The 24,898-nt window shown below is 56.8% G+C and carries 16 protein-coding genes; 10 read left to right on the forward strand and 6 right to left on the reverse strand.

All coding sequences use genetic code 11. The features are described from left to right. Window positions 1-217: 217 nt before the first annotated feature. From ACYVHB_RS09455 to ACYVHB_RS09475, 5 genes are all read left to right on the forward strand, one after another. On the forward strand, window positions 218-1,654 hold the full coding sequence (locus tag ACYVHB_RS09455) for a methylmalonyl-CoA mutase family protein (RefSeq protein WP_461051462.1): 1,437 nt from the start codon (window positions 218-220) through the stop codon (window positions 1,652-1,654). Then, window positions 1,654-2,214: a DUF998 domain-containing protein gene (locus ACYVHB_RS09460; protein ID WP_461051463.1), complete on the forward strand. Its 561-nt coding sequence runs from the start codon at window positions 1,654-1,656 to the stop codon at window positions 2,212-2,214. Before ACYVHB_RS09455 ends, ACYVHB_RS09460 begins: the two co-directional genes overlap by 1 nt. Before the next feature lie 12 nt (window positions 2,215-2,226). Further along, complete coding sequence (gene scpA, locus ACYVHB_RS09465; protein ID WP_461051464.1) at window positions 2,227-4,470, forward strand: methylmalonyl-CoA mutase; 2,244 nt, start codon at window positions 2,227-2,229, stop codon at window positions 4,468-4,470. A 158-nt stretch (window positions 4,471-4,628) separates the two neighbouring features. Next, the gene (locus ACYVHB_RS09470) at window positions 4,629-7,310 is read left to right on the forward strand and encodes a TonB-dependent receptor (protein WP_461051465.1); all 2,682 of its coding nucleotides are present in this window, start codon (window positions 4,629-4,631) and stop codon (window positions 7,308-7,310) included. A 295-nt stretch (window positions 7,311-7,605) separates the two neighbouring features. Continuing rightward, complete coding sequence (locus tag ACYVHB_RS09475; protein ID WP_461051466.1) at window positions 7,606-8,334, forward strand: DUF4405 domain-containing protein; 729 nt, start codon at window positions 7,606-7,608, stop codon at window positions 8,332-8,334. Between the two features lie 28 nt (window positions 8,335-8,362). Here ACYVHB_RS09475 and ACYVHB_RS09480 read toward each other — a convergent pair whose 3' ends face one another. Further along, complete coding sequence (locus tag ACYVHB_RS09480; protein ID WP_461051467.1) at window positions 8,363-8,845, reverse strand: energy transducer TonB; 483 nt, start codon at window positions 8,843-8,845, stop codon at window positions 8,363-8,365. Window positions 8,846-9,173: 328 nt separating this feature from the next. On the opposite strand from ACYVHB_RS09480, the gene ACYVHB_RS09485 reads away from it, so the two are divergent. Beyond that, window positions 9,174-11,708: a DUF5686 and carboxypeptidase-like regulatory domain-containing protein gene (locus ACYVHB_RS09485; protein ID WP_461051468.1), complete on the forward strand. Its 2,535-nt coding sequence runs from the start codon at window positions 9,174-9,176 to the stop codon at window positions 11,706-11,708. Between the two features lie 65 nt (window positions 11,709-11,773). On the opposite strand, the gene ACYVHB_RS09490 is transcribed toward ACYVHB_RS09485, so the two are convergent. After that, window positions 11,774-12,718, reverse strand: a complete 945-nt coding sequence (locus tag ACYVHB_RS09490; protein WP_461051469.1) for a DUF6607 family protein — start codon at window positions 12,716-12,718, stop codon at window positions 11,774-11,776. A gap of 181 nt (window positions 12,719-12,899) precedes the next feature. Here ACYVHB_RS09490 and ACYVHB_RS09495 point away from each other — a divergent pair, with 181 nt between their 5' ends. The 4 genes from ACYVHB_RS09495 to ACYVHB_RS09510 all read left to right on the forward strand — a co-directional run bounded on the left by ACYVHB_RS09495 (window position 12,900) and on the right by ACYVHB_RS09510 (window position 19,454). After that, window positions 12,900-15,041, forward strand: a complete 2,142-nt coding sequence (locus ACYVHB_RS09495) for a TonB-dependent receptor plug domain-containing protein (RefSeq protein ID WP_461051470.1) — start codon at window positions 12,900-12,902, stop codon at window positions 15,039-15,041. Window positions 15,042-15,062: 21 nt separating this feature from the next. Next, window positions 15,063-17,528, forward strand: coding sequence for a TonB-dependent receptor domain-containing protein (locus ACYVHB_RS09500; protein ID WP_461051471.1), 2,466 nt, complete (start codon window positions 15,063-15,065; stop codon window positions 17,526-17,528). Between the two features lie 6 nt (window positions 17,529-17,534). Then, a complete protein-coding gene (locus ACYVHB_RS09505; protein ID WP_461051472.1) occupies window positions 17,535-18,731 on the forward strand; it encodes a PepSY-associated TM helix domain-containing protein in 1,197 nt (398 codons plus the stop codon). Between the two features lie 90 nt (window positions 18,732-18,821). Further along, complete coding sequence (locus ACYVHB_RS09510; RefSeq protein WP_461051473.1) at window positions 18,822-19,454, forward strand: HmuY family protein; 633 nt, start codon at window positions 18,822-18,824, stop codon at window positions 19,452-19,454. A gap of 212 nt (window positions 19,455-19,666) precedes the next feature. Here the strand turns inward: ACYVHB_RS09510 and ACYVHB_RS09515 are convergent, their stop codons facing one another. The 4 genes from ACYVHB_RS09515 to pgmB form a co-directional block, all read right to left on the reverse strand. After that, window positions 19,667-20,791, reverse strand: coding sequence for a sensor protein KdpD (locus tag ACYVHB_RS09515; RefSeq protein WP_461051474.1), 1,125 nt, complete (start codon window positions 20,789-20,791; stop codon window positions 19,667-19,669). 40 nt (window positions 20,792-20,831) lie between these two features. Further along, window positions 20,832-22,799: a KUP/HAK/KT family potassium transporter gene (locus tag ACYVHB_RS09520; RefSeq protein WP_461051475.1), complete on the reverse strand. Its 1,968-nt coding sequence runs from the start codon at window positions 22,797-22,799 to the stop codon at window positions 20,832-20,834. Between the two features lie 74 nt (window positions 22,800-22,873). After that, window positions 22,874-24,235: a sigma-54-dependent transcriptional regulator gene (locus tag ACYVHB_RS09525; protein ID WP_461051476.1), complete on the reverse strand. Its 1,362-nt coding sequence runs from the start codon at window positions 24,233-24,235 to the stop codon at window positions 22,874-22,876. Continuing rightward, window positions 24,232-24,891 (reverse strand): beta-phosphoglucomutase, encoded by a 660-nt coding sequence (gene pgmB, locus ACYVHB_RS09530; RefSeq protein ID WP_461051477.1) that lies wholly within the window; start codon window positions 24,889-24,891, stop codon window positions 24,232-24,234. The genes ACYVHB_RS09525 and pgmB overlap by 4 nt, the downstream gene beginning before the upstream one ends. Between the last annotated feature and the right edge of the window lie 7 nt (window positions 24,892-24,898).

Genomic DNA, 24,898 nt, shown 5'->3' on the forward strand with positions numbered 1-24,898 from the left:
GGAGACAAATGTAGCTAATTATCTGACCGGGAAATCGTACCCGGTCCGCGTTTTTTTCGATTGCGCCACGCAGGTTAGCCTGACTATTCGACCGTCTGGCCCGGCCTGTACGCCCGGCGGTCCGGCGCTTGAGACGTGTTCGTTCGGGTTGCTTTGTTAAGCTAAAATTACGGGATTCGGGCGGAAGGTCAAGGCGGCAAATCAATCCCTTTGAATAATGCAAAATCACTCGCCCACCAACCCGTCAGAAGGGCACTTTGTCCCCGAAAAGAGAAAGCGCTACTTTTACGGATACATTGTCATCAACCATTCGATGGACTCGTTTTCGCGTACAAATTTTCCACCTGCCGATAAATCGGACTGGCTGGCCCAGGTGCAGAAGGAGCTAAAAGACCCGGCGGCCTCCCAAAGCCTGCGCTGGCACACCGGCGAGGGATTCATTGCCGAACCCTATTACACCGCCGACGATCTGCCGGAAGGACCGTTGCCGAATGTCCAAAAACAAACGGCTGGCTGGCTTAACACGCCGATTTATAGCCTGACCGACGATGCTCAGGCCGACAATAGCACGCTGCGGGATGCCCTGACACGCGGGGCCGATGCGCTGGTAATCAACATGCCGGATGCGCCTGGAACTGGTGACGCAGCCATTCAACGGTTGTCACGGGTTCTTAACGGCATCAAACTCAGCGACACGCCCATCTTTTTCCGTACCGACACCGCCGATGCCGCGACGCTGATAACGGCGTTGAAAACCGTTGCGCCCTACCAACTCAAGGGGGGGCTGCTCACTAACATGGGGATTCATACGGCTACTATAACCCGCCTGACGGCCGACTCACCCCAGTTCAGGACGGTATGCGCCAGCAGCCACGCGTTTCATAATGCTGGGGCCACCGCTACCCAGGAACTGGCCTTCACCCTGGCGACTTTAGCCGACGCATACGATTCCCTGACAGATGCAGGGCTGACCATCGACCAACTCATTCCCAAAACGACGTTGTCGGTATCGGTTGGCACGAGCTATTTTATGGAGATTGCCAAACTCCGCGCCCTGCGGGTGTTGTTCCGCCGGTTCATTACTCATTATTCATCACTCATCAATCATTCGTTAATCATCCACGCCCAAACCTCGGCCTTTTACGACGCAGCAGCGACGCCCTATACTAATCTGCTCCGGGCCACCACCGAAGCAATGGCCGCCGTTGTGGGTGGCTGTGATGCGCTGACGGTTCGACCATACGACGCCGTTTTGGGGCAACAAGCCGCCGACTCCGACCGTGAATTTGCCCATCGGATTGCCCGCAACGTGTCGGTATTGCTAAAAGAAGAAAGCTACTTCGATAAAGTGGCCGACCCGTCGGCGGGGTCTTATTACATCGAAACCCTGACGCATGAGTTGGCCGAAACCGCCTGGGCATTATTTCTGGACGTTGAGCAGCGCGGGGGCTTCGCCAAAGCATTCACATCCGGGTTCATCGCCGACGAGATTGAGCGAGCCTACCAGGCGAAAGTCGACGCCGTGCAGAATGGAAAGGTGCTGGTGGGCGTTACTAAGTTTCGGCACGATGAAACACCGGATCAAACTTGCAATGTCTTTAGAGACCTTACAGGTTTATTACCCAACCGACGATTGGCGGAGGAGTTTGAATAATGATCGTATCCATAATTTACTTACTTGCCACGCTGTATCTGCTCGTCGGTATTATTTATTTTGCTCACCACCGAAGTGACTATAGCCACGTGCGCCACACAATCAGCGAGTTAGGCGAAACAGAATCAGCCGACAGTCGGCTTGTAAGTCTTGGCCTTTTTCTGCCCACGGGGGGCATTCTGTTGCTGGTCAGTTTGTTCTTGTACCAGCGGGCATCGGAAGAAATAGACCCGGTTCTGGGCGGTCTGTCGGCTTGCGTTGGAATCGGCTATATCGTAGCTGCGTTTTTTCCGTGCGATAAGGGATCGCCGTTAAGCGGTACGACCCGGCAACAGATTCATAATCTGGGTGGTTTTGTCGAATACGCAGGGGGGGCTTTTTTTCTGATTCAAGCCGCCGACCGTCTTCCCGGTAGCTGGTTCGACACAATTGGTTATACGGTACTGGCGGGTGCTGTTCTGCTGTCCGTACAAGCTCTGTTTCCTTGGCGGGGTATGATTCAGCGCGTCGCCGAAAGTTGGCTGTTCGGGACATTAATCGTTTTAAGTTTACCACAGTAACGAAGCTGACAAATGAGACCCACCTTTACAAACCCGCCCCCATCCCCGGCAATTAGTAGCGACTCGACTACAGATACCACCAATAAACCCTACACAACGCCGGAGGGCATAAAACTCAAACCCCGGTTCACGGCCGCCGACGTAGAGACACAAAATTTTGCGTCCCTACAAGCTGGAATTCCGCCATATCTGCGGGGACCGTACGCCAGTATGTACGTGCGGCAACCGTGGACGATTCGGCAGTATGCGGGTTTCTCAACGGCCGAAGCGTCGAATGCGTTTTACCGGCGTAACCTCGCGGCCGGGCAAAAAGGGCTGTCGGTGGCGTTCGATCTGGCTACCCACCGGGGTTACGACTCCGATCACCCGCGCGTGGTGGGCGACGTGGGCAAGGCGGGCGTGGCCATCGACACGGTCGAGGACATGAAAATCCTGTTCGACCAGATCCCCCTCGATCAGATGTCGGTGTCGATGACCATGAACGGGGCCGTGCTGCCGATCATGGCGTTTTTTATCGTCGCGGCCGAAGAGCAGGGCGTTCCGCCGGAGAAGCTGTCGGGCACGATTCAGAACGACATTTTGAAGGAGTTCATGGTGCGCAACACCTATATCTACCCGCCCGAACCGTCGATGCGCATTGTGGGCGATATTTTTTCGTACACGGCTGGGCACATGCCCAAATTCAACTCCATCAGCATCAGCGGCTACCACATGCACGAAGCGGGTGCCCCGGCCCACCTCGAACTGGCCTACACCCTCGCCGACGGTCTCGAATACATCCGTACGGGTTTGCGGTCGGGTATGGGCATCGACGATTTCGCCCCGCGTCTGTCGTTCTTTTGGGGTATTGGCATGAATCACTTTATGGAGATTGCCAAACTCCGGGCTGGGCGGTTACTGTGGGCCAAAATCGTGCAGCAGTTCGAGCCTAAAAATCCAAAGTCGCTGGCCTTGCGCACCCACTGCCAAACGTCGGGCTACAGCCTGACCGAGCAGGACCCGTTCAACAACGTCGCCCGAACGACCATTGAAGCCCTCGCGGCCGTGCTGGGCGGAACACAGAGCCTGCACACCAACTCCTTAGACGAAGCCATTGCCCTGCCCACCGACTTCTCGGCCCGCATTGCCCGCAACACGCAGTTGTATTTGCAACACGAAACTGACATTACCCGCGCTGTGGACCCGTGGGGCGGCTCCTATTACGTGGAGTATCTGACAAAGGAATTGACTGAAAAAGCGTGGGCGCTGATTGAGGAAGTGGAACAGTTGGGCGGCATGACGAAGGCTATCGAAACGGGCCTGCCCAAACTCCGCATTGAAGAAGCAGCCGCCCGCAAGCAGGCCCGCATCGACGGAGGTAAAGACGTGATTGTGGGTGTCAATCGATACAAACCCGCCACTGACACCCAAATTGAACTACTAACTATTGATAATCAGGCCGTTCGCGAATCACAGCTTGCCCGGTTAGAGCGGGTAAAATCAGAACGGGACGAGGAGAAGGTGAAAAGGGCGCTGGACGCGCTTACGGGGGCGGCACACAACCCCTCACCCCCAGCCCCTCCCGCAACGGCGGACCGCCCCAAAGGAGAGGGGAGAAGGACTCCGGTTGCACACCCCTCTCCTTTGGGGCGGTCCGCCGTTGCGGGAGGGGCTGGGGGTGAGGGTAATTTACTCGCTCTGGCCATCGAAGCGGCCCGCCACCGCGCTACCCTCGGCGAAATATCAGACGCAATGGAAAACGCATTCGGTCGGCATAAAGCCACCATCCGGGCGGTATCGGGTATTTACTCCGCCGAAGTATCGGACGATGAGAACTTCCGGCTCGCCCGCGAAATGAGCGACCGCTTCGCCGACCTCGATGGGCGTCGACCCCGCATCCTGGTGGCCAAGATGGGGCAGGATGGCCACGACCGGGGCGCTAAAATCATTGCCACCAGTTTTGCCGATCTGGGCTTCGACGTCGATATGGGGCCGCTGTTCCAGACGCCTGACGAAGTGGCCCGGCAAGCGGCTGAAAACGATGTGCACATCGTGGGTGTGTCGAGCTTAGCCGCCGGTCATAAAACGCTGGTGCCGCAGTTGATTGACGAACTTAAAAAGATCGGCCGCGACGATATTATGGTCATTGCGGGGGGCGTTATTCCAGCCGCCGACTACCAATACCTATACGACGCTGGTGTGAAGGGCATCTTCGGGCCAGGCACGGTGATTTCGATTGCGGCCCAGAAGATCCTGAGCGAGTTGATGACAGACTGATGAGGTAGATGGCATTTTTTCATTGTAGAGCCTCGTCTTCCCCAGCCCAATCCTCCCGTTCAACCCCAAAAAACCGGCATTCGGCCAGATTGATTTCCCGGCGTAAGTACGCCTTCGCACCTTTGGGCATCAATCTGAAACGCACACAACCGACTGCTATGAAAACCCTGTTACTCGCCCTGCTCCTCGTTAGCTCAACCACATTGTTTGCCCAGTTTCCGGGAGGGGGTGGCCCCGGCGGTGGTCGTCCGGGTGGGGGCGGTAACAGTGACGAACGGCCCCGGCGCACCGAAGCAACCGGATTGGGATCGGAGTCGGACCCGCTGCCGCGCGGCAATGGTAAAATAACGGGTGTGCTCATGGATTCAACCACCGGCAAACCCGTTGAATACGCCACCGTTGCGCTGCTCAATGCGGAGACGAATAAACCCATTGACGGGGCGACGTCCGACGGAAAAGGAAAGTTTGTGCTCGGTCGGCTGGCTCCTGGCACCTACCGGCTTCAGTACTCATTCATTGGCTACCGCGACAAACGGACCGCTCCGATTGTAGTCGCCCGTGGTACGGATCTCAATCTCGGTTTGGTGAAACTCGCCACCGACACCCGTACGCTTAACGAAGTGAACGTGGTGGGTCAGTCGGCGATGATTGAAGAAAAAGTGGATCGGCTGGTTTACAACGCCGACAAAGACATTACGGCCAAAGGGGGCGATGCGGGCGACATTCTGCGCAAAGTGCCCATGCTGTCGGTCGATCTGGACGGCAACGTGAGCCTGCGCGGCAGCGCTAACGTGCGGGTGTTGATCAATAACAAACCGAGTACCATCGTCGCCAGCAGCGTCGCCGATGCGCTGAAACAGATTCCGGCCGACATGATTAAGACGGTGGAAGTGATCACCTCGCCTTCTGCCAAGTATGATGCCGAAGGATCGGCGGGTATTATCAACATCATCACCAAGAAAACGACCTTGCAGGGTGCCACACTCGACGTAAACGGGGGTGCGGGCAATCGGGGCGCTAACCTCGGCATCAACGGTAACTACCGTGTCGGTAAAATGGGTTTTTCGCTGGGCGGCTTCGGGCGGGCGGAGTACAACGTTCGGGGAGCATTCAGCAACGACCAGACCACGGCCTCGCCCACGGGCACTATACGGACGCTTCAGTCGGCCAGCACCCTCAATCAGCGGCTATTCGGCAACTACCAGTTGGGCTGGGACTATGACATCGACAAGAATACTTCGCTCACGGCCAGCCTGCGCTACGGTGCCCGCAACGGCATCACCAACCAGAACAATCTGCTGACGCAGACGTTCCTGCCCAATGGTTTCTTCCCGATTGTTAACAACCGAAACGTCGAAACCAAAGACCTGTCGGGTACGGTGGATGCCAACTTAACGTACCTGCGAACCTACAAACCGCAGCAGGAACTAAGCGTGCTGGCGCTCTATAGCCGCAACAACCGCACGAACAACTTCGTAGCCGACATTCTGAGCGGAGTCGATTTTGAAACCATTACGTCCCGGCAGCGGAACGACAACCTGAGCTATAATCAGGAATCAACGTTGCAGGTCGATTATCAGACGCCCATAAAAACCAATCAGTTGGTGGAGTTTGGCGCAAAAGGTATTTTCCGACAGGTCAACAGTGAATTTGAGTACCTGCGGGCCGACGGTGCCGATGCGCCATTCGTGACCGACAACAGCCGCCCCGCCAATACGCTCTTCTACGATCAGAACATCGCGGCTACGTACCTGTCCTATACGGTAACGACCAAGAACAAGTACACGATTAAAGCCGGAGCGCGGTACGAATACACGTTCGTGAACGCCCGGTTCAGCAACACGTCGGACGAGGTGACGAATGCCGAGGGAACAACGGCGATACCCAACTACGGCAATCTCGTACCGAGCATCAACGTCTCAAAAAGCTTAGGCGGTGGCCGGATCATCAAATTAGCCTACAACCGCCGGATTCAGCGGCCGGGCATTCAGTTTCTGAACCCCAACATCAACGCGGCTAACCCAACCAACATTACCGTTGGCAACCCGTACCTCTCGCCCGAACTGACCGACAACCTCGAACTCAGCACCAGCGCGAATATCAAAGGCCTGTACATAAACGCATCGCTGTTTGCCCGGCGCACCAACAATGAAATCACGGCCGTTCGCGACACGGCAACGCAGGCGTTCGGCGATGTGGTCAACCCGGTATTTCAGCAGGTTATCCGTACGAATTACCAGAACGTGGGGCGGCAGGACGCCTACGGGCTGAACCTGTTCGGTAACGGCACGCTGTTCTCGAAGTGGCAGATTGGCGGGGGCGTCGACATTTTCCACGTCAACCTGACTAATAATAATAGCAATCCAATTTACAACGCGTCTAACTCCGGCTGGATCGTGTCGGGCCGGATACAGAGCAGCCTGACGCTGAAAAACGGCTGGGGTGCGCAGGTATTTAGCGGGATGCGGGGTCGGCAGGTGCAGTTGCAGGGTTACCAAAGCACCATGTTTTTCTACAGCTTTGGCCTGCGAAAGGATTTCAACCAGAAGAAAGCCAGCCTTGGTTTAGCCGCCGAGAATATCTTCAATCATCCATTTGTGCAGCGGACCGAACTGCGGTCACCCATCCTGTCGCAGTCCAGCACGAACAATTTCTACAATGCCGGTGTTCGGCTGACGTTCAGCTACAAAATTGGTAAAATGAGTTTCGATTCTCCGCGCAAACGCCGGAAATCCATCGACAACGACGACGTGAAAGGCGGTGAGGGTGGCGGAGGCAACGACAGCCAACCGCAACAGCAATCGGCTCCGGCCGGTGGCGGTGGCCGTCCCCGCTCGTAGAAAGTACATTACCAGATAGTCAGACCTTGCAGGTTTCAAAAACCTGTAAGGTCTGACTATCTTTGGGGTGTATGATTGTTTCGGTGTTTCACCCCCCGCCCTAAAGGGAGCCTGCTGACGCAAAAGTAGGCTTACGAGTCAGCATGCTCCCTTTAGGGCAGGGGGTGAAACACCTAAATACTTGAATTACAGAGTATTTACTTTAGGGTGTATAAGTGTTTGGGGGTGTACGTCCAACTGCGCTAACACTCAAACACTAAACACCCATACACACTCATCTTAACCGTACGATTCTGTGAAATCCAAAAATCTCGTCAGCCTGTCGGTGGCGCTCATCTTCCTTGTTTTGTCCGTAACGGGGCTGCTCATCTACTTTGCCCAGGGTTCTCACGCCGTCGACCACATTCACGCCTGGTTTGGCATCCTGTTCGTAGCCGCAGCCGTGTTCCACGTCGTTAACAACTGGTCGTCTATCCGGGGCTACACCAAAAATCGGCGAACGGGCGGCATCCGGCAGGAGTTTGTGATACCGGCCCTAATAGCTGTTGTGTTCGCGGGTGGCATTGCGGCCGATCTGCCCGTTTTCAGCAAGTTGGCCAATGCCGGTAAGACCCTGGTGCGGGGCGACAAACCCAAACGGGGTGGCCCATTAGCGCAGCCGACCGTCGACTCCATTGCCCGCGTCACCGAAACCGCCTACGCCAACGCATTCAGCAAAGGTGATACGGCAGCCATTGGAAAACTTTTAACCGAAAAAACGGCTATACTCACCGAAGACGGAACGCTGACCAGCGGATCTAATCGGCTTACGTCCCCCAGTGAGCCAATGCAGCCGACCATTGACCGGGCCGAAGCCCTTGACGACAACGTGATTGTGGTTCAGGGCACGTCGACCAACGCGGCCAAAACCAGCACAGTCATTTATACGCACGTGCTGAAGCGGCAGGACGACGCCTGGCGGATTGCCGCCATGCAATCGGCCCGCCCGGTGAGTAAATTAGTGGAGACTACGGCGGCTAACTGATGATGCAGTTCAGGTTTTGGTAGTTCGTTTAGTCGAGACGAAATGTGATAGGCAGTTCAACTAAGCTGCTAACCGCCATGCCCGACCGGTGTGCCGGATACCAGCGGGGCATCAGCGCTACGGCCTTAACGGCTGCTCCGTCCAGCACCGCCCCATGGGACTGCACAACCTCGATGTCCGTTAAATCACCGCTGGCCTGCACCCGAAACCGTACCCGCACCGTTCCCTCGGCAAGAATTAGGCGCGCCTGATGAGGATACAGGCGGAGACTCTTTAAATGCTTCTCTAAGGCTGATTTACCGCCCAAAAAGAAAGGCTCATTGCTCGAAAGAGCAAATTCTTCGGCCGGTTGGGCCGGTTGAATAGACAGTGCAGGGCCGGATTTATCGTCGTAAACGATTGATGCAGACTTGCTGTCGCCCAGTAAAACGTCCGGTGACTGAGCCGTGACGCTCGTACTCAAGGCCGTTAAACAAGCAGCGGCCAGCGAAATTAGTTTAGTCAGTTTCATGGTAAAGAGGAGTTAAATTGTTGACAGTCAATGCTGAAATTATCCAGCAATCCAGTTGCGTATACAAGCCTTTCGTACCCGCTCTGGACAGTGTAAAGGTCTGCTGACCGGCGTAGAACGAATAGCTGCTTTGAGTAAGAAGCTATCTAATTTGGGAACTGAGCCGTTTGAGGCTGCAACGAGATTCGGTCGGCCGGCGTACCGACTACTAAAGGATGCCAGTCTGACCGGTATGATTTCAACCGTCTCTATAAAAATTAACTGATTAGTAAACTCTGTTGACTAATTTTAGGTTACCCGGTATGATTGATAATCCACCAACAATTGAATGAAATTACCAATACACGTTCTCGCTGCGTTTGGCTTCGTGCTGCTCATTAGCGGGTCAGTATCGACATCGGCCCAGACGACGTATGCCATCAGCGGGCGCGTGACCGACGCCCTTACCGGCGAGGGTATCCCCTTCGTCAGCGTCGCCGTAAAAGGCCAGACGACAGGCACAACGTCCGACGTTAATGGCCGCTATTCACTCAAAATTAAGCAGGCAGCCGATTCGCTGCTCGTTCTCAGCTTAGGCTATCGCACCCGGTCCTACCCCATTGTAGCCATCCAGGCCCAGACGATTGACGCGCAACTAACGCCCGCAGCAACCAGTTTGCAGGAAGTGCGGGTCTACGCCAAAGGGGGCGACCCGGCCTACCGCGTCATCCGCGAAACGGTGGGTCGGCGGGGGCAATATGATCCCTCGAAACTAAAGGCGTACCAGTATGACAGCTACACCAAGATTGAGGGGTACATCAACAACTTCAGCAAAAAGCGGAAAAATAACCGTCGGCCGGGGCCGGTTGGTCGCTTGCTGGGCAAGCTACCGGCGCTGACGGACGACAACGGGCAACCCGCCGTGCCGGTTTTCATCTCCGAAACGTTTTCTAATTTTTACGCCCGCAGCAACCCTGAGAAAGTTAAAGAGGTTGTTTTGAAGTCCCGCGTGACGGGCGTGGGGGTGAGCGACGGTGGCCTGATTGCTCAATTTACGGGAGCTTCGTTTCAGCAGTATAACTTCTACCGGAACGCCCTCAACGTGCTCCGTAAAGATATTCCCTCACCGATAGGCGGTCAGTGGGAAGCCGTGTACTCGTTCCGAATGAAAGACACCGCCCTGCTGGGTAATTCGATCTGCTACGAAATTGAGTTCACGCCCAAACGCGTTACCGATCTGGCCTTCACCGGAACGGTTTGGATTGATACGCTCCGGATGGCACTGGCGCAGGTGGATGCGCGGGTCGATAAGCGGGCCAATATCAACTTTGTCGATGAACTGCATATTGAGCAGGAATGGGACCCAACGCCATCGGGAATGCTTTTTCCGACGCAGACGCAGGTAACCATCGACACCGACGAACCGACCCCCCGCTCTCCCGGTGCGCTGATTCGTTTTTTCGGCACATCCCGTAACATCGCCGAAAACGAACCCAAAGAGGTTGGTTTCTACGATCCAGCCGTTGAATTAGCCGACGATTTCCGCACGGCCGATGCTAAATTCTGGAAAAGTGTCCGGCCCGATTCGCTCTCGTCCAATGAGTTACAGGCCATTCGCATGGTGGATTCCGTACGAAATATACCGTTCGTGAAAGTGGCGGGTGAGATCATTAAACTCGGCGTGCTGGGCTATGTACCCATCAACGGGCTGAATATTGACCTGGGGCCGGTCCTGTATTCCTACGCCAACAACGACGTGGAAGGCATCCGCTTCCGGCTGGGCGGACGGACGAACATCGGCTTCAGCCGAAAGTGGCTGCTCAGTGGCTACGTGGCCTACGGAACCCTCGACCGAACCTTCAAATACGGATGGGGGGCTGAGTACATCCTGAATCGAAAACCCTGGACGGTGGTGGGTGCCCGGCGGTCATACGATCTGGAGCGCGTTGGCGTCTCGGCCGATAACATCGGGAACAACTCACTTTTTGGGGCCTTTTCGCGCTTCGGCACCATCCGGCGGCCATATTTTCAGGGAGAAAATTTAGTGTATTTCCGGCGCGAAATGGGCCGGGGCTTCACTCAGACATTGGCCCTGCGCAACCGGGCGTTCGAGCCGCTGTTTCCGTTTGCTTTCCGCCCACAGCCCGGTGATAACGATCAGGCCATTCGGACCACGTTCTGCACGACCGAACTGATCTCAGAAACGCGCTTCGCTCCCGACGAGGTCATGCTCCAGAACGACAACGTTCGGGTGAGCGCCGGGGCCACGCGCAAGCCGATTTTTACGTTTCGCTACGCCATCGGCATCCGCGACGTGCTGGGCAGCGACTTCACCTACCAGCGCATTGCCCTGACCATGCGGCATTCGGCGCGGTTGGGGGTGCTGGGCCGGACGTATTACACGCTGGGCGCTGGTGTCATTCCATCAACCGTGCCCTATCCCCTGCTCTATACCCCGCTGGCCAACGAATCGGTGTTTTACGTCGACAACGCCTACAACCTGATGAATTACTTTGAATTCATCTGCGACCGCTGGGCCACGGTGCAGTTCGAGCACAATTTCGGCGGGTTGCTATTCAACCGACTTCCGCTGCTCCGGCAGTTGAAATGGCGCGAACTGATTACGGCGAAGGTGCTGGTGGGCAGCGTTTCGGGGGCTAATCTGGCGACGATTCCGACCGCCGACGCGCAGGGTCACCCGGTGGAGGGGTTCAGCTCGCTCAACCGAACGCCCTACGTCGAAGTGGGCTACGGCATCGACAACATATTTAAAGTCCTGCGTGTAGATGCCGTTCACCGGCTCACGTACCGCGACAACGTCGGGCGCACCGGCATCCCCGTTACGCCATTCGCGATCAAACTGTCGGGTTGGTTAGCGTTTTGAGCTGATTCCATGTAGGTGTGGAAGTAACTGGCCCGTAGCAGGCCACTTGCTAACCCTGAATTCTCCTATTTCAAGTATTTGCTGATAACGTCCTGGATCAATGGGCGGGCGGTGGCTGAGTTGTAGCCTGGTTTTTGCGCCGTTGCGGCCAGTTCGTCTAATTCACGGCCCAATACGTTGCCTTTCACCTGCCCGCGCAACGCCACCCCATCCCGCTTGCTGAGCACCTCATCCCATACGGCCCGTACATCGTTCCAGTATGTCCGATTTTTGGCCCACCAGTCTTTGGCAGCCTGGCACTTGGTCTCGTCGGTGCGCTTGTACCTATTTATTCCTTTCTCGGAAACTAACAGTTGGTCGCCCGCTTCGGAGCGAATGAGTTTGTCGTTGTCCTGCTCATGGACGTAACCGTCGGGCCAGATTTCGTGATGATTCGTCCGGCGCATGACGTTGTAATCAGTGCGTTTGGTGTACTCGCGCCGGGGCAGTGGGGCATCGACGGTGCTCTCCCAAAAATGCCGACCATCGGCATGAATCCAGGTGGCCGACCCTTCGTAGCGCGGGCTGTCGTCTACTTCAAATACCTTCTGCGTCCACTGTCCTTTGGCCTGTGCGGGTGTTAGATTGGCCCGTTTCCACGACGCGCTCTGGTCAAATTTGAGCAGGGCCGTATTCTCATACAACCAGTCTTCGCGCCAGTGCTTAATCACCATCGTGTCGTTGGCGACGAGCAGGTGCTGGATCACGATTTTGCCGGGCAGGTCGGATGGCTTTGCGCCCGGCGTTCCCGACTCTTCCACGACAAATACCCATTCCGTACCCTTGGCGGTGTAGCGGTCTTTGAAGGTGTACGTCTTTTCGGGAGCGAATGTCTCGGCGTACAAAAAGTTAACGTCATGGCAGCCGCACTGCCCTTTGATAGCCGCGATGTCTTCCGGTTTCGGAGCAGATTGGGCCAGTGCGTCCCTGCCTCCCAGCAATAGTACTAACGCAAGAAGTGATAATCGCATAATAAACAAACGGATAGGTGAACGGATTGGTCGGTACAAAACTATGCTTATTTAGAAAGATTTCAAATAAATGCTGAAATTATTTGGACGGATTCTAAATAGACTCTACGTTTGTGCCGTTGATGCCATCCGTAAGACGTAAGTCCTACCAATTTTCGGCTGGTCTACCTGCCATATCCGTATGTTCGTACCGCTCCTTCTCAGCCTGTCACTCGCGCAGCAACCCCTTCCTGACACGCTCGCAACGCGGGCTGGTCAGGCGCTGGATGAGGTCGTGGTGACGGCAACGCGCTCCGAGCGGCCAATGGGTGCACTGCCTCTGCCCGTTACGGTGATCAGCGCGAAGCAGATTCGGCAGATGGGTAGCCTGCGGCTCAGCGACGTCCTGCGCGAACAAACTGGGCTGGCCGTCGTAACCGACCACGGGCAGGGCATCCAGATTCAGGGATTCGGGCCGGACTATACGCTGATTTTGGTGGATGGCGAACCGCTTGTGGGCCGCACGGCCGGTACGCTCGACCTCACGCGGCTGGCGGTGGGCAACATCAAACAGATCGAGATTGTGAAAGGTCCGTCGTCGAGTTTGTACGGCTCGGAAGCACTGGCGGGCGTGGTCAATATCATCACCGAAACGGCCGGGGGGCAACTTTCCAATCAGCCGGAAAAATCGAACCAAAGTGGAAGTTTCGCTACCCGCTACGGAGCCAACCGAACGAGCGACCTATCGGGCGACGTCAGCAGTCGTTTCGGCAAGCTGGGTATCTACGTCTTCGGCAATCGCTACCAGTCGGCAGGGTATTCGCTGCCCGATGCGACGGGGCAGATAGATGCTGGTAATCAAACCGTTGCACCCTTTGTGAACTACACCCGCAGCGGTCGGCTCACGTACCGTTTCTCGCCGAAACTGAATCTGTCGGTATCGGGCCGGTATTTTACCGAGCAGCAGAACAATGCCTTCGTCCTCAACGCATCTGAGCGGGTGGCGGGACCGGGAACGGTACGCGACTACAACCTGAACCCCGTACTGACACACCGGCCAACGGACCGCTGGAAGTTCACCTACCGCTACTACCGCACAGGCTATCAGACCAATACCAATCTGCGCTATCTCGGGACGGACAAATCGTATGACGACAGTTTCTTCCGCCAGACGTTCGACCGGCCCGAAGTCGTGGTCGAGCGTATCATCAATCCAGAGCATATTCTGACGGCAGGTGCGGGCCTGATTATGGAGAGTGTGGAGGCTACCCGCTACACGAACCGGCAGCGATTTACGACGCGCTACGGGTTTGTGCAGCACGAATGGATGCCAACGGCGCGGTGGACCGTCATTGCCGGAGGACGTTTCGACGCGCACAGCCAATACGCGCATCAGTTCAGCCCGAAGGTGTCGGGGCGGTACGAACTCTCGAAAAGCGTTGCCCTGCGCGGCAGTGTAGGCGCTGGGTTCAAAGCCCCCGACTTCCGGCAGTTGTACCTCAATTTCGACAATGCCGTGGCGGGTTACAGTGTTTTTGGCACCCAGGAATTGGCGGCTGGCATTGCCCGGCTGCAACAGCAGGGACAGATTGCCGAAGTGCTGCTCGACCCCGCCCGGTTTGGCAGCATTCGGGCGGAGCGTTCGGTGGCGTACAATTTAGGGATACAGATCAAGCCTGCTACGGTTCTGAAAAACTTTACTGGGTTGAACGTGAACGTGTTCCGTAACGATATCAGCAACCTGATCGAAACGCAGGTGGTGGCCCGCAAAACCAACGGCCAGAACGTGTTCAGCTACACCAATCTGAACCGGGTGTTTACGCAGGGAATCGAAGTTGACGGTGGCTACCGATGGCTGGTCGGTGCATCCGGGCGGTTGACCATGAGCACGGGCTATCAGTATTTGGTGGCCAGAGACAAAGCTGTAGTGGCGGCTGTGGCGGCCGGAACGGTTTATCGGCGCAACGTGGAGACGCTCGTCAGCGAGCGCGTCCGGCCCGGCGATTACGGTGGTTTACTGAACCGCTCGAGGCACATGGCCAACGTTAAACTGTTTTACGAACACCAAAAAACCGGTCTGTCGGCGTCGCTGCGGGGTATTTACCGGGGGCGTTACGGATTCGCAGACCGCAACGGCAACCTGATCTTAGACAGCGACGGCGAATATGTGCAAGGTTACGTAACCTGGAACGCATCGGCCGCTAAAACGTACAAATCACTCACCTTCCAGGCAGGCGTCGATAATGTAACGGGCTATACCGACCCGCAATTTATTCCCACCCTCGCCGGGCGGCTGTGGTACACGTCGCTGCGGTGGGCGTGGGGAGCGCAGACAAAATCCTGACCAATTAATGAATACAACCTTATGAAACGAGTACTTTATATTGCTTTTCTACTGCTGACTACCGGGCTTAGTCAGGCTCAACCCGACCCGTCGAACCGATCCCTAAAAGGTACCGTTCGTGGTACAATCACCACCGCCGATGGCCAGGCGGGTGCTTTCGTCAACATCGTCCTGAAAGGCCAAAACCGGGGCAGCCTGACCGACGAAGCCGGACGGTTTACCCTCAAAAATGTGCCAACCGGTCCGCAGACGCTGCTCATCTCGCTGATCGGTTACCAACCCGAAGAACAAACGGTTGAGGTTCGGGCCGGTGAAACCGTAACGACCAACGTCAATCTGGCCGAAACGGCTCAACAGCTACAGGCGGTCACGGTGCTGGGAGAAGCTACTAACCGCTTCGCCCGCCAGGAAAGCGATGACGTGGCCAAACTGCCGCTCAAAAATTTAGAAAATCCACAGGTCTACAATACTATCGGTAAGGAGCTACTGACCGAACAGTTGGTTTTTTCGGTAGACGACGCCCTGCGCAATGCGCCCGGTGTGCAGCGGATGTGGGAAGCCACCGGCCGGTCGGGCGATGGCGGCAGCTACTACAGCAGCCGGGGCTTCATTGTACAGAGTCAGCTTCGCAACGGGCTGGCAGGGAACGTATCGGGCAGCATCGACGCGGTGAACTTAGAGAAACTAGAGGTCATCAAAGGCCCCTCGGCCACCTTGTTTGGCAGTACGCTCACGTCCTACGGCGGGTTAATTAACCGGGTCACGAAAAAGCCCTACGAGACGTTCGGGGGCGAAGTGGCGTACTCTGCGGGTAGCTTCGGTTTACAGCGGGTGAGCGCCGACGTAAATACGCCCGTAAACAAGAGCCGGACGCTGCTGTTCCGGCTCAACACGGCGGGCCAGTTCGAGCGGTCATTCCAGACCCAGGGCTTTGCCCGCAGCGTGGCCGTAGCGCCCAGCCTGCTCTACCAACCCAACGACCGGCTGTCGGTGCAGGTGGATGCCGAGTTGTTCCAGAGCCGCAACGTGGGCAAACAGATTATCTTTTTCTACTTCCCGGCGGCTGCTTTGGGCGCATCCCGAGCCGATGAACTGAACCTCGATTACCGGCAGTCGTACATGGGCAACGGCTTGTCGCAGCAGTCGCGGAGTGCTAACTTATTTGGACGGGTCACGTACCGGCTGTCGCCCCGCTTCACGTCAACGACGCAGCTCACGTCCAGCCACAGTTTTTCGGACGGTTTCGGGCCGTATTTTTACCTCATTCCCAACGCCGTTCAAACGCAGAATGCCACCGCTACCGGTGCCAGCTACTTAGCGCGGGCCGACCAGTCGACCGCCAACAGCCGCAACAACGTGCTGGAGATCCAGCAGAATTTCAACGGTGATTTTCGGCTGGGCAGTCTCCGTAACCGCGTGGTGCTGGGCTTGGATTACCTGCGCATCAACGCGAACCAGACGTTCTTCGGCAGTCAGCTCGACGTAGTACCCATCAACGTGCCGGGTTACGATTACAGCACGTTCAACGGGGCCGCGCTGACCGCACTGTATGCCGCCGGGCCACCGCAGTTTACGTACCCCATCAACACGTTGACCAATACGTACAGCGCCTTCGCATCGGACGTGCTAAACCTGACCGACCGGCTCAGCATCCTGGCGGCCCTGCGCGTCGACCGGTTCGAGAACGCGGGTGGTCTGGTCGGGGGCGAGGTTACCCCATTCCGGCAGACGGCCTTTTCCCCCAAGTTCGGCGTGGTGTTCCAGCCGGTGCGGGAGCAGGTGTCGCTGTTTGCCAATTACCAGAACAGTTTCAACAACCGGGGGACGTACAACGCTTACGACGCAACGGCTACCGATAGCCTGACGCAGCGCATCGCGAAGCTCGAACGGGCCAACCAGTTCGAAGCTGGCATCAAGCTCAACACCGCGTCGGGTAAACTGACCACCACCCTGAGTTACTACGACATCCGCGTGCAGGACATCCTGCGTGCTGACCCCAATCCCCTGGCGGCTGCCCGCTTCGCGCAGATTCAGGACGGCACCCAGCGCAGCCGGGGTATCGAGGTAGACGTGATCGCCAATCCGTTCCGGGGTTTCAACGCGGTAGCGGGTTTCAGCTATAACGATTCGCGCCTGACCCGCGCCGACGCCGACGTGAACGGCCGCCGACCGTCCACGGCTTCGTCGCCCTACTTAGCTAACCTGTGGCTGAGCTACCGCCTGCCCGAGACACTACTAAAAGGGGTAGGCATCGGCTTCGGCGGCAACTATGCCAGCGACAACAAGATCCTCAACAGCGTCAGCCAGGGCGTGTTTGTCCTGCCCGCCTACACAGTGCTGAACGCGTCGGTGTTCTACGAGCAACGGGCCTTCCGGCTGGCGGTGAAGGCCGACAACCTGACCAACGAGCGGTACTGGATTGGCTACACGACCATGAACCCGCAGAAGCCGCGCAACGTCGTGGGCAGTCTGGCGTATAAGTTTTAGGTGGATATGAACGTGAAAAAACTCATCGGTACGCTTCACCTCTGGCTCGGACTGGCCTCCGGGCTGGTGGTGTTCGTGGTAGCCGTTACGGGCTGCCTGTACGCTTTCAAGACGGAAATCGAGGACCTCACCCAGCCGTACCGATTCGTGGCCGAACGAGCAGCGCCGGTGCTGCCGCCGTCGCGCCTGAAAGCAGTGGGTAGCCGGATTTTGCCGGGTAAAAGCCTACACAGCGTGACTTACCTCGTCGACGGGCGGGCAGCCATGCTAACGTTCTACCACTACGAGCCGACGTACTATTACGTAGCTTACGTAAATCCTTACACGGGCGACGTGTTGAAGGTCAAAGACATGAGCTGGGATTTTTTCTACCAAGTACTCCAGGGACATTATTACCTCTGGCTGCCGCCCACCGTTGGGCAGCCCATTGTAGCGTCGGCAACGCTGATATTTGTGGTGCTGCTCATCAGCGGATTAGTGTTATGGTGGCCCAAAAACAAGGCCGCGTCCCGGCAGCGGTTTCGCTTTGCGTGGAAGCCAACCACCGGATTCAAGCGCAAAAATTACGATCTGCACAACGTGCTGGGCTTTTACGCTGCTCTTGTTTTACTGTTGCTGGCCTTCACGGGTCTGGTCTGGGGCTTCCAGTGGTTCGCGCAGTCGGTGTATTGGGTAATGTCAGGCGGTAAAACGGCTGTAGCCTTCTATGAACCCCACGCCAACGGACCGGCTGCCGCGTCTCCCCTACCCGCCGTGGACCGGCTCTGGCGGCAGACCGTAGCGACGCACCCGAACGCGAAATCCGTCGAAGCGCACTTTCCGGAGACCGACAGCGCGGCCATCGCCATCAGCATCAACCCCGAAGCCGGTACCTACTGGAAAGCCGACCACCGTTACTATGACCAGCGGACGCTACAGGAAATCCCGGTGACCCACCAGTACGGCCGGTTCAGTGAAAGCCTTTCTGTAGCCGATAAATTGGCCCGGATGAATTACGACATTCACACGGGCGCTATCAAAGGTCTGCCGGGCAAAATTATTGCATTTCTGGCCAGCCTGATTGCGGCTTCCCTGCCCGTTACGGGTTTTCTGATCTGGCTGGGCCGACGTGGATACGGCCGACGAAAGAAGAGAGGCAAACCAGCCCCCCGCGTCCAAGCAAAGGCTTCTGCCCCGCTGCTAACCCATAAAACCACATCCTGATATCACTCTCTTACCTGCACGTACGATCATGAACGTTCTCGTTTCCCAGACCAACATCAACACGGACGAGCTCAATTAAATTTAAAAACCATGCACACCAACCGACTGATCTTTGCCGCTCTCATCAGCCTTACTTTTTTCGCCTGTGAAGACGACGAAAACGTTATCACCCTACTGCCCGTCCGGTCGGAGACGGTGCGCAATCTCGCAGCCGACCCCACCACGGGCGTGAACCCCACCACCGGGCAGCCCCTCGGCACCACGGGCAAATACACGCTGTATAGCCTGCGCGACAACGCCATCGTTGTCAATACGGACTCGGCTACCAACAAATGGGACGTGGGTTTCAACGGCACCCGGATCATCGTCAACGGTGGGGCCATCCGCACCGGGCAGGGGGGCGCTTACGTGCACACGGGCACCTTTGAAGAGCTGACCACCGTGCCCACCTCGGCCACTTTCGCGCAGGACCAGAGTGCGGGTAGCCTGGCTATTCCGGCCCGGTCGGGAGCAGGGTGGTACAATTATAACCAGGCCGCCAACGTCATCTCGCCCATTCCGGGCCGGGTGCTGGTCGTGCGAACCGGCGATGGTAAGTACGCCAAGATGGACGTGTTAAGCTATTACCAGAATGCGCCCGCCACGCCCGATGCCAGCAGCGTACAACGGTATTACACCTTCCGCTACGTGTATCAGCCCGACGGGTCCACAAAACTCAACTGACCAAACCGCAGCCCTGCGGTACCGTAAAGTCCTGTAGTGGGGCGGCTGCCCGACCGACACCCTCACCTCCGGGCCACGAAACTGCCTACACCACCGCCAGCCGGAAGTAGAACGCAGCGCGGTCGGTTACGGACGTGTCCAAACCAATCTGGTGACGTAACAGGCACCCAACCAACCCGGTAACAGTATCCATTTTACAGTATTCTTTCGCTTTACGATAGAATAACCAGGTCCGTGTCGGACTCTGAGAGTTTGTTCAGCAACTGATTGAACGCGAATGTCCGCAGGATAATCTGGGTCAGGCTGAAGTGAGGCTTGCCAATGCAAACCGTAGTGATGTTTCGTTTTTCTACTTCTTCCATGATGCAGCTCACCACGTTATCGCCCTTCGCCTGAATCACTTCCGCACCCAGTTCGGTCGCTAATTTTAAGTTATTAATCAAGTGCCGCTGCAGGTCGAGCTTGATCCGGTCGGAGGCTTCGTTGGGCGTCTGCACGTACAGCACGTACCAGTGCGACTGATAATACGATGCCAGCCGGGCCGTTTTCCGAATCACGCGCCGGGCAATGTCCGGATTGCTGCTGATACTCGCCAGAAACCGTTCGCCTTTCGGCTGGGTGCCGGGCGGCAGGCTGGCCCCGATTTTCCGCTCCACCGCCGAGGCCACTTCGCGCAGGGCCAGTTCGCGCAGCTGCAGGATTTTCTCGGATTGAAAAAAGTTGGCCAGTGCGGTTTGCACCTTACCGGGATCGTAGATTTTACCGTCTTTCAGCCGCGTAATCAACTCGTCGGCGGTGAGGTCGATGTTGACAACCTCGTCGGCTAACTGGAGAATTTTGTCGGGCACCCGCTCCGTCACGTCGATGCCCGTGATGTCGCGTACTTCGTCGTAAAGGCTTTCGATGTGCTGAATATTAACCGCGCTGATGACATTGATGCCCGCGTCCAAGATGTCCAGCACGTCCTGCCAGCGCTTTTCGTTTTTGGAGCCGGGAATGTTAGTGTGCGCCAGTTCATCCACAATCACCAGTTCGGGATGGGTGTTCAGAACGGTTTGCACGTCCATCTCATCGAGTTCGCGGCCTTTGTAGAACAACCGGCGCCGGGGAATACCGGGCAAACCGGCTACCAGCGCCTGCGTTTCGGTCCGGTTATGGGTTTCAATAAAGCCGATTTTCACGTCGATGCCGTTGCGCAACAGCGCGTGCGCTTCCTGAAGCATCCGGTACGACTTACCCACGCCCGCGCTCATGCCGATGTACACCTTTAGCCGTCCGCGCCGTGATTCGCGGATCAGGTTCAGGAATCGTTCGGCGTTCTGGTCGTTGGGAGTCATGTTGGTCAGTGGCCCAGTACGTTAGCACACAAGCCGGAGGTTACCCGACGGGCTGCTTCAACTTCGATGGAATCCGCTCCAGTTGAATGTCGCCCGGCGACGACAATAGGAGTGGTACATCCTCGGTTACGACGTTGCTGGTGTCTAAGCCGTAGGTTGCCTGCGGGGAGAGGGAAATATTCCGCAGCATCAGGTGGCCCTGCATCGTGAGTCGGTCGATGGTTGACAGGTCGTTGTCGTACGAGAGGAAACTGCGAAATAGCACAAACCGAAAATCACCCGCCACGCGGTGCGTTTGCAATGACTGGTATCGACTTTCGACGGTTACTTCGCTGTTGCGCACCAGATCATCGACGACCAATCGGAACAGCAGATTGATGCGCGGTTCAACCCGAAACCCTAAATAGAATGTTACGAAATATGCGTCTTCGTGCGCCAGCGTATCGACTTTGTAGCGCATACCATACGGAGCGTCTTCTACGCATACGTGAATAAACCAGTAGATATCAGCGCGTTTGGGTGCCCGGTTCAGAATGGAATAGAGTGTTTCGGATTCGATGTTCCGATAGTCATCCGAACGGGTCAGGTACACTAAATGGGTGGCGAATTTAGGAATGTGGGTATCGTTGCTGAGCGCTTTGAGCAGGGGCAGATTATCGGGCAGCGGATCAAAACGGGTGAGTCGGGCCTTGAGCGCTTCGCCCCGGTACCAGAACAGCATCAGCCCCATCAGCAGCACACCGAGCGTGACGGAAATGTAACCGCCTTCTTCAAACTTGACTAAGTTGGCAATCAGAAATGTGATCTCGACCGTCAGAAAAATGGCCGTGATGCCGTAGCGCAGGAGCGCATTGACGCGCTTCACCCGCAGGTATTGACTCACCAGCACCGTGGACATAAGCATCGTCAGCGTAACGGCCAGCCCGAAAGCCGCTTCCATGTTCTTCGACTCGCGGAAGTGCAGCACGATCAGGATGCAGCCGACCATCAGACCCCAGTTCACAAACGGCACGTAGAGCTGCCCGCGCTCGTTGGACGGATAGGCTACCCGCTGCCGGGGCCATATACTGAGCCGCATGGCCTCACCCACCAGCGTGAAGGCCCCGCTGATGAGCGCCTGAGAAGCAATAATCGTCGCCAGCGTGGCCAAGCCGATGCTGAACACCGTCAGGCTGGGCGGCACGATGCTGTAAAACGGGCTGGTTTCGCCCAGCCGCTGACCGAGGTGCTGCATGAGCCAGGCCGACTGCCCGGCGTAGGACAGCAGCAGCATTAGTTTGACGTAACCCCAACTCGCCTGAATGTTTCCCCGGCCGCAGTGACCCATGTCGGAATAGAGTGCTTCGGCCCCGGTGGTACATAAAAACACACCCCCCAACAGCCAGAAACCGCCTGGGTACTCGGTTAGCAGCCGGGCCACCCACACCGGATTCAACGCCTGCAACACCGACGGCTGACTCGTCAGCGCCAGTGCCCCAATTATGCCAATGAACGTGAACCAGACCAGCATCACCGGGCCGAACAGCCGCCCCAGCCACTGCGTTCCGAACTGCTGACTGGCAAATAACAGGATCAGAATCCCAATCACAATCGGTACGGTATCGAGTTCAGGATAAAAAATCAGCAGTCCTTCAATGGCCGACGAAACTGAAATGGGGGGCGTAATCAGTCCATCAGCCAGTAGAAAAGCCCCGCCAATAATCGCCGGGGCCAGCAGCCACCGGCCCGAATGCCGCCGGACCAGCGTGTACAGCGAAAAGATGCCACCTTCCCCGTTGTTATCGGCCCGGAGCGTAATGATCACGTATTTGATGGTTGTTTGCAGGGTGAGCGTCCAGATAACCGCCGACAGGGTGCCCAGCACGAGGGTTTCGTTTAGGTCGCGCCCGCGCATGACGGCGGAGAGGGCGTAGAGCGGTGACGTACCAATATCACCGAAGACGATGCCAATGGCGACCAGCAACCCCTGCACCGATACCTTATTTAAGTTGGAAGTAGATGATGACACGAGTGGATAGGGTTTGTGAATTTGTGGTTTGTTGGTGGATGAACCACAAACTATAAACCACGACCTTTTGATTTCTACAAACTTTTGATTTCGTCAAGTTTTCGGTACAGCGTGGTCAGGCCGATTCCCAGTAGCCGGGCCGCTTCGGCTTTGTTGCCATTGGTGTGGCGCAGCACCCGCCGAATGTGTTGCTGTTCGAGCGTAGCCAGGTCAACAATCGTGTTGGGATCAGTGGGAATCGTCCCATCCTGCATCTCATAAGGCAGCAGATCGGGGGTCAGTTCGGTTGATCCGTCGGCACGGGTGTCAGCTAAAATCACGGCCCGCTCAATCACGTTCTTCAACTCCCGGATGTTGCCTTTCCACGGGTGTTGTCCTAATTTCTGGACGAAGGCCGGGCTAAGCCGGATATTGCGTCGGCCCACTTTCACGGCGTCCTGCCGGGCAAACAGGTCGGCCAGTTCGGGAATGTCGTCGCGCCGGTCGCGCAGGGGGGGCAGTTCTATGCTAAACACCGACAGCCGGTAGTACAAATCCAGCCGAAAGTGTCCGGCGTTCACTTCCTGATCCAGACTTCGGTTCGTGGCGGCCACAACCCGCACGTCGGTTTTGGTGGGTTTGGTATCGCCCACGCGCAGAAACTCGTGGGTTTCCAGCACCCGCAGCAGTTTGGCCTGCAGGTCGAGCGGCATCTCACCAATTTCGTCTAAGAAAATGGTGCCTTTGTCGGCCTCGGCAAACAGGCCCTTCTGATCGCGGCTGGCCCCGGTGAAGGCCCCGGCACGGTGGCCGAAGAGTTCACTCTCCAGGATGTCTTTACCCAGTGCCCCGCAGTTGATGGCTACAAAGGCGCCCGACCCGCGCGGACTGGCCTGGTGAATAGCCTGCGCAAACACTTCCTTGCCGGTACCGGTCTCGCCCGTCAGCAGCACGGTGGTGTCCGTAATTGCTACTTTGCGGGCTAAATCAACGGCCTGCTGAATTGCCTTCGAGCGCCCAACAATGCTCTCGAAGCCGTACCGACGACTCATCTGGGCTTCGAGTTGCCTGATTCGGAACTGTAGGTTGGCTTTCTCGACGGCCCGGCTCACGAGCGGAATAATCCGGTCGTTGTCGTCGCCTTTGGTGATGTAATCGAAGGCACCATTTTTGATGGTCGTGACCCCGTCCTGAATGGTACCGTAAGCCGTTAGTACGATGACTTCGGTAGCCGGATAAAGCTGCTTGATCTGGGCGGTGAGTTCGATGCCGTTTTTGTCGGGCAGTTTCACGTCGCTGATGACTAATTGAACCGTTTCCCGTTCGAGCGTTTTCAAACCAGCGCGGGCGTTTTCCGCTTCCAGAACGGTATAGCCCTCCAACTGCAGAATCCGGGCCAGCAGTTGGCGAAGGCGGGGTTCATCGTCGATCAGCAGAATCGTAGCCGTCGCACTCATTGATTCCCCCCTTTCATTAACACCTCGTCCACCGTCAGCGCATCCAGCGAAGGCACCACCAGATCGGCCTGCATCAGTACGTCGGGCGAACCCAGCCCAACCACGAACATACCACCCCGCTTGCCCGCTTCAACCCCCGCCACGGCGTCTTCAAACACCACGCACTCGGCGGGCAAAACACCCAGTTCGGCCGCGCCTTTGGTGAACACCTCCGGGTCGGGCTTGCCTTTGCTGATTTTATTGCCGTCGATGATGGCGTCGAACACGTCGGTCATGCCGATGCGCTCCAAAATCAGAGGAGCGTTTTTGCTGACCGAGCCGAGCGCCGTCTGCAAACCCGCTTTACGCACCTGCGCGAAAAAGGGCGCCACGCCGGGCAGAATGTCATCCGAACTCATGCGGCTAACGAGTTCCAGATACCACTCGTTCTTCTGGGTAGCTAACCGGGTTTTTTCCTCGTCGGGCAGCGTCAGATTACCGTGGGCCAGAATAATGTCGAGCGAATCGGTACGGCTGACGCCCTTCAGCCGCTCGTTGAATTCTTCCGATATATCGAAGCCGAGGTCGTTGGCGAGCCGTTTCCAGGCCTGGTAGTGATAAATGGCCGTGTCGACGATGACGCCGTCGAGATCAAACAGAAAGGCCTTGATGGGCATGTAGCTG

The sequence above is a fragment of the Spirosoma arcticum genome (genome assembly GCF_054779955.1).

What these genes read in the sequence shown, in the direction of transcription:
- ACYVHB_RS09480 (WP_461051467.1), bottom strand. Translation starts at nt 8,845, where the DNA reads ATGAAACTGACTAAACTAATTTCGCTGGCCGCTGCTTGTTTAACGGCC.
- ACYVHB_RS09495 (WP_461051470.1), top strand. Translation starts at nt 12,900, where the DNA reads ATGTTCGTACCGCTCCTTCTCAGCCTGTCACTCGCGCAGCAACCCCTT.
- ACYVHB_RS09525 (WP_461051476.1), bottom strand. Translation starts at nt 24,235, where the DNA reads ATGAGTGCGACGGCTACGATTCTGCTGATCGACGATGAACCCCGCCTT.
- ACYVHB_RS09490 (WP_461051469.1), bottom strand. Translation starts at nt 12,718, where the DNA reads ATGCGATTATCACTTCTTGCGTTAGTACTATTGCTGGGAGGCAGGGAC.
- ACYVHB_RS09470 (WP_461051465.1), top strand. Translation starts at nt 4,629, where the DNA reads ATGAAAACCCTGTTACTCGCCCTGCTCCTCGTTAGCTCAACCACATTG.
- ACYVHB_RS09515 (WP_461051474.1), bottom strand. Translation starts at nt 20,791, where the DNA reads ATGACTCCCAACGACCAGAACGCCGAACGATTCCTGAACCTGATCCGC.
- ACYVHB_RS09455 (WP_461051462.1), top strand. Translation starts at nt 218, where the DNA reads ATGCAAAATCACTCGCCCACCAACCCGTCAGAAGGGCACTTTGTCCCC.
- scpA (WP_461051464.1), top strand. Translation starts at nt 2,227, where the DNA reads ATGAGACCCACCTTTACAAACCCGCCCCCATCCCCGGCAATTAGTAGC.
- pgmB (WP_461051477.1), bottom strand. Translation starts at nt 24,891, where the DNA reads ATGCCCATCAAGGCCTTTCTGTTTGATCTCGACGGCGTCATCGTCGAC.
- ACYVHB_RS09485 (WP_461051468.1), top strand. Translation starts at nt 9,174, where the DNA reads ATGAAATTACCAATACACGTTCTCGCTGCGTTTGGCTTCGTGCTGCTC.
- ACYVHB_RS09510 (WP_461051473.1), top strand. Translation starts at nt 18,822, where the DNA reads ATGCACACCAACCGACTGATCTTTGCCGCTCTCATCAGCCTTACTTTT.
- ACYVHB_RS09500 (WP_461051471.1), top strand. Translation starts at nt 15,063, where the DNA reads ATGAAACGAGTACTTTATATTGCTTTTCTACTGCTGACTACCGGGCTT.
- ACYVHB_RS09460 (WP_461051463.1), top strand. Translation starts at nt 1,654, where the DNA reads ATGATCGTATCCATAATTTACTTACTTGCCACGCTGTATCTGCTCGTC.
- ACYVHB_RS09505 (WP_461051472.1), top strand. Translation starts at nt 17,535, where the DNA reads ATGAACGTGAAAAAACTCATCGGTACGCTTCACCTCTGGCTCGGACTG.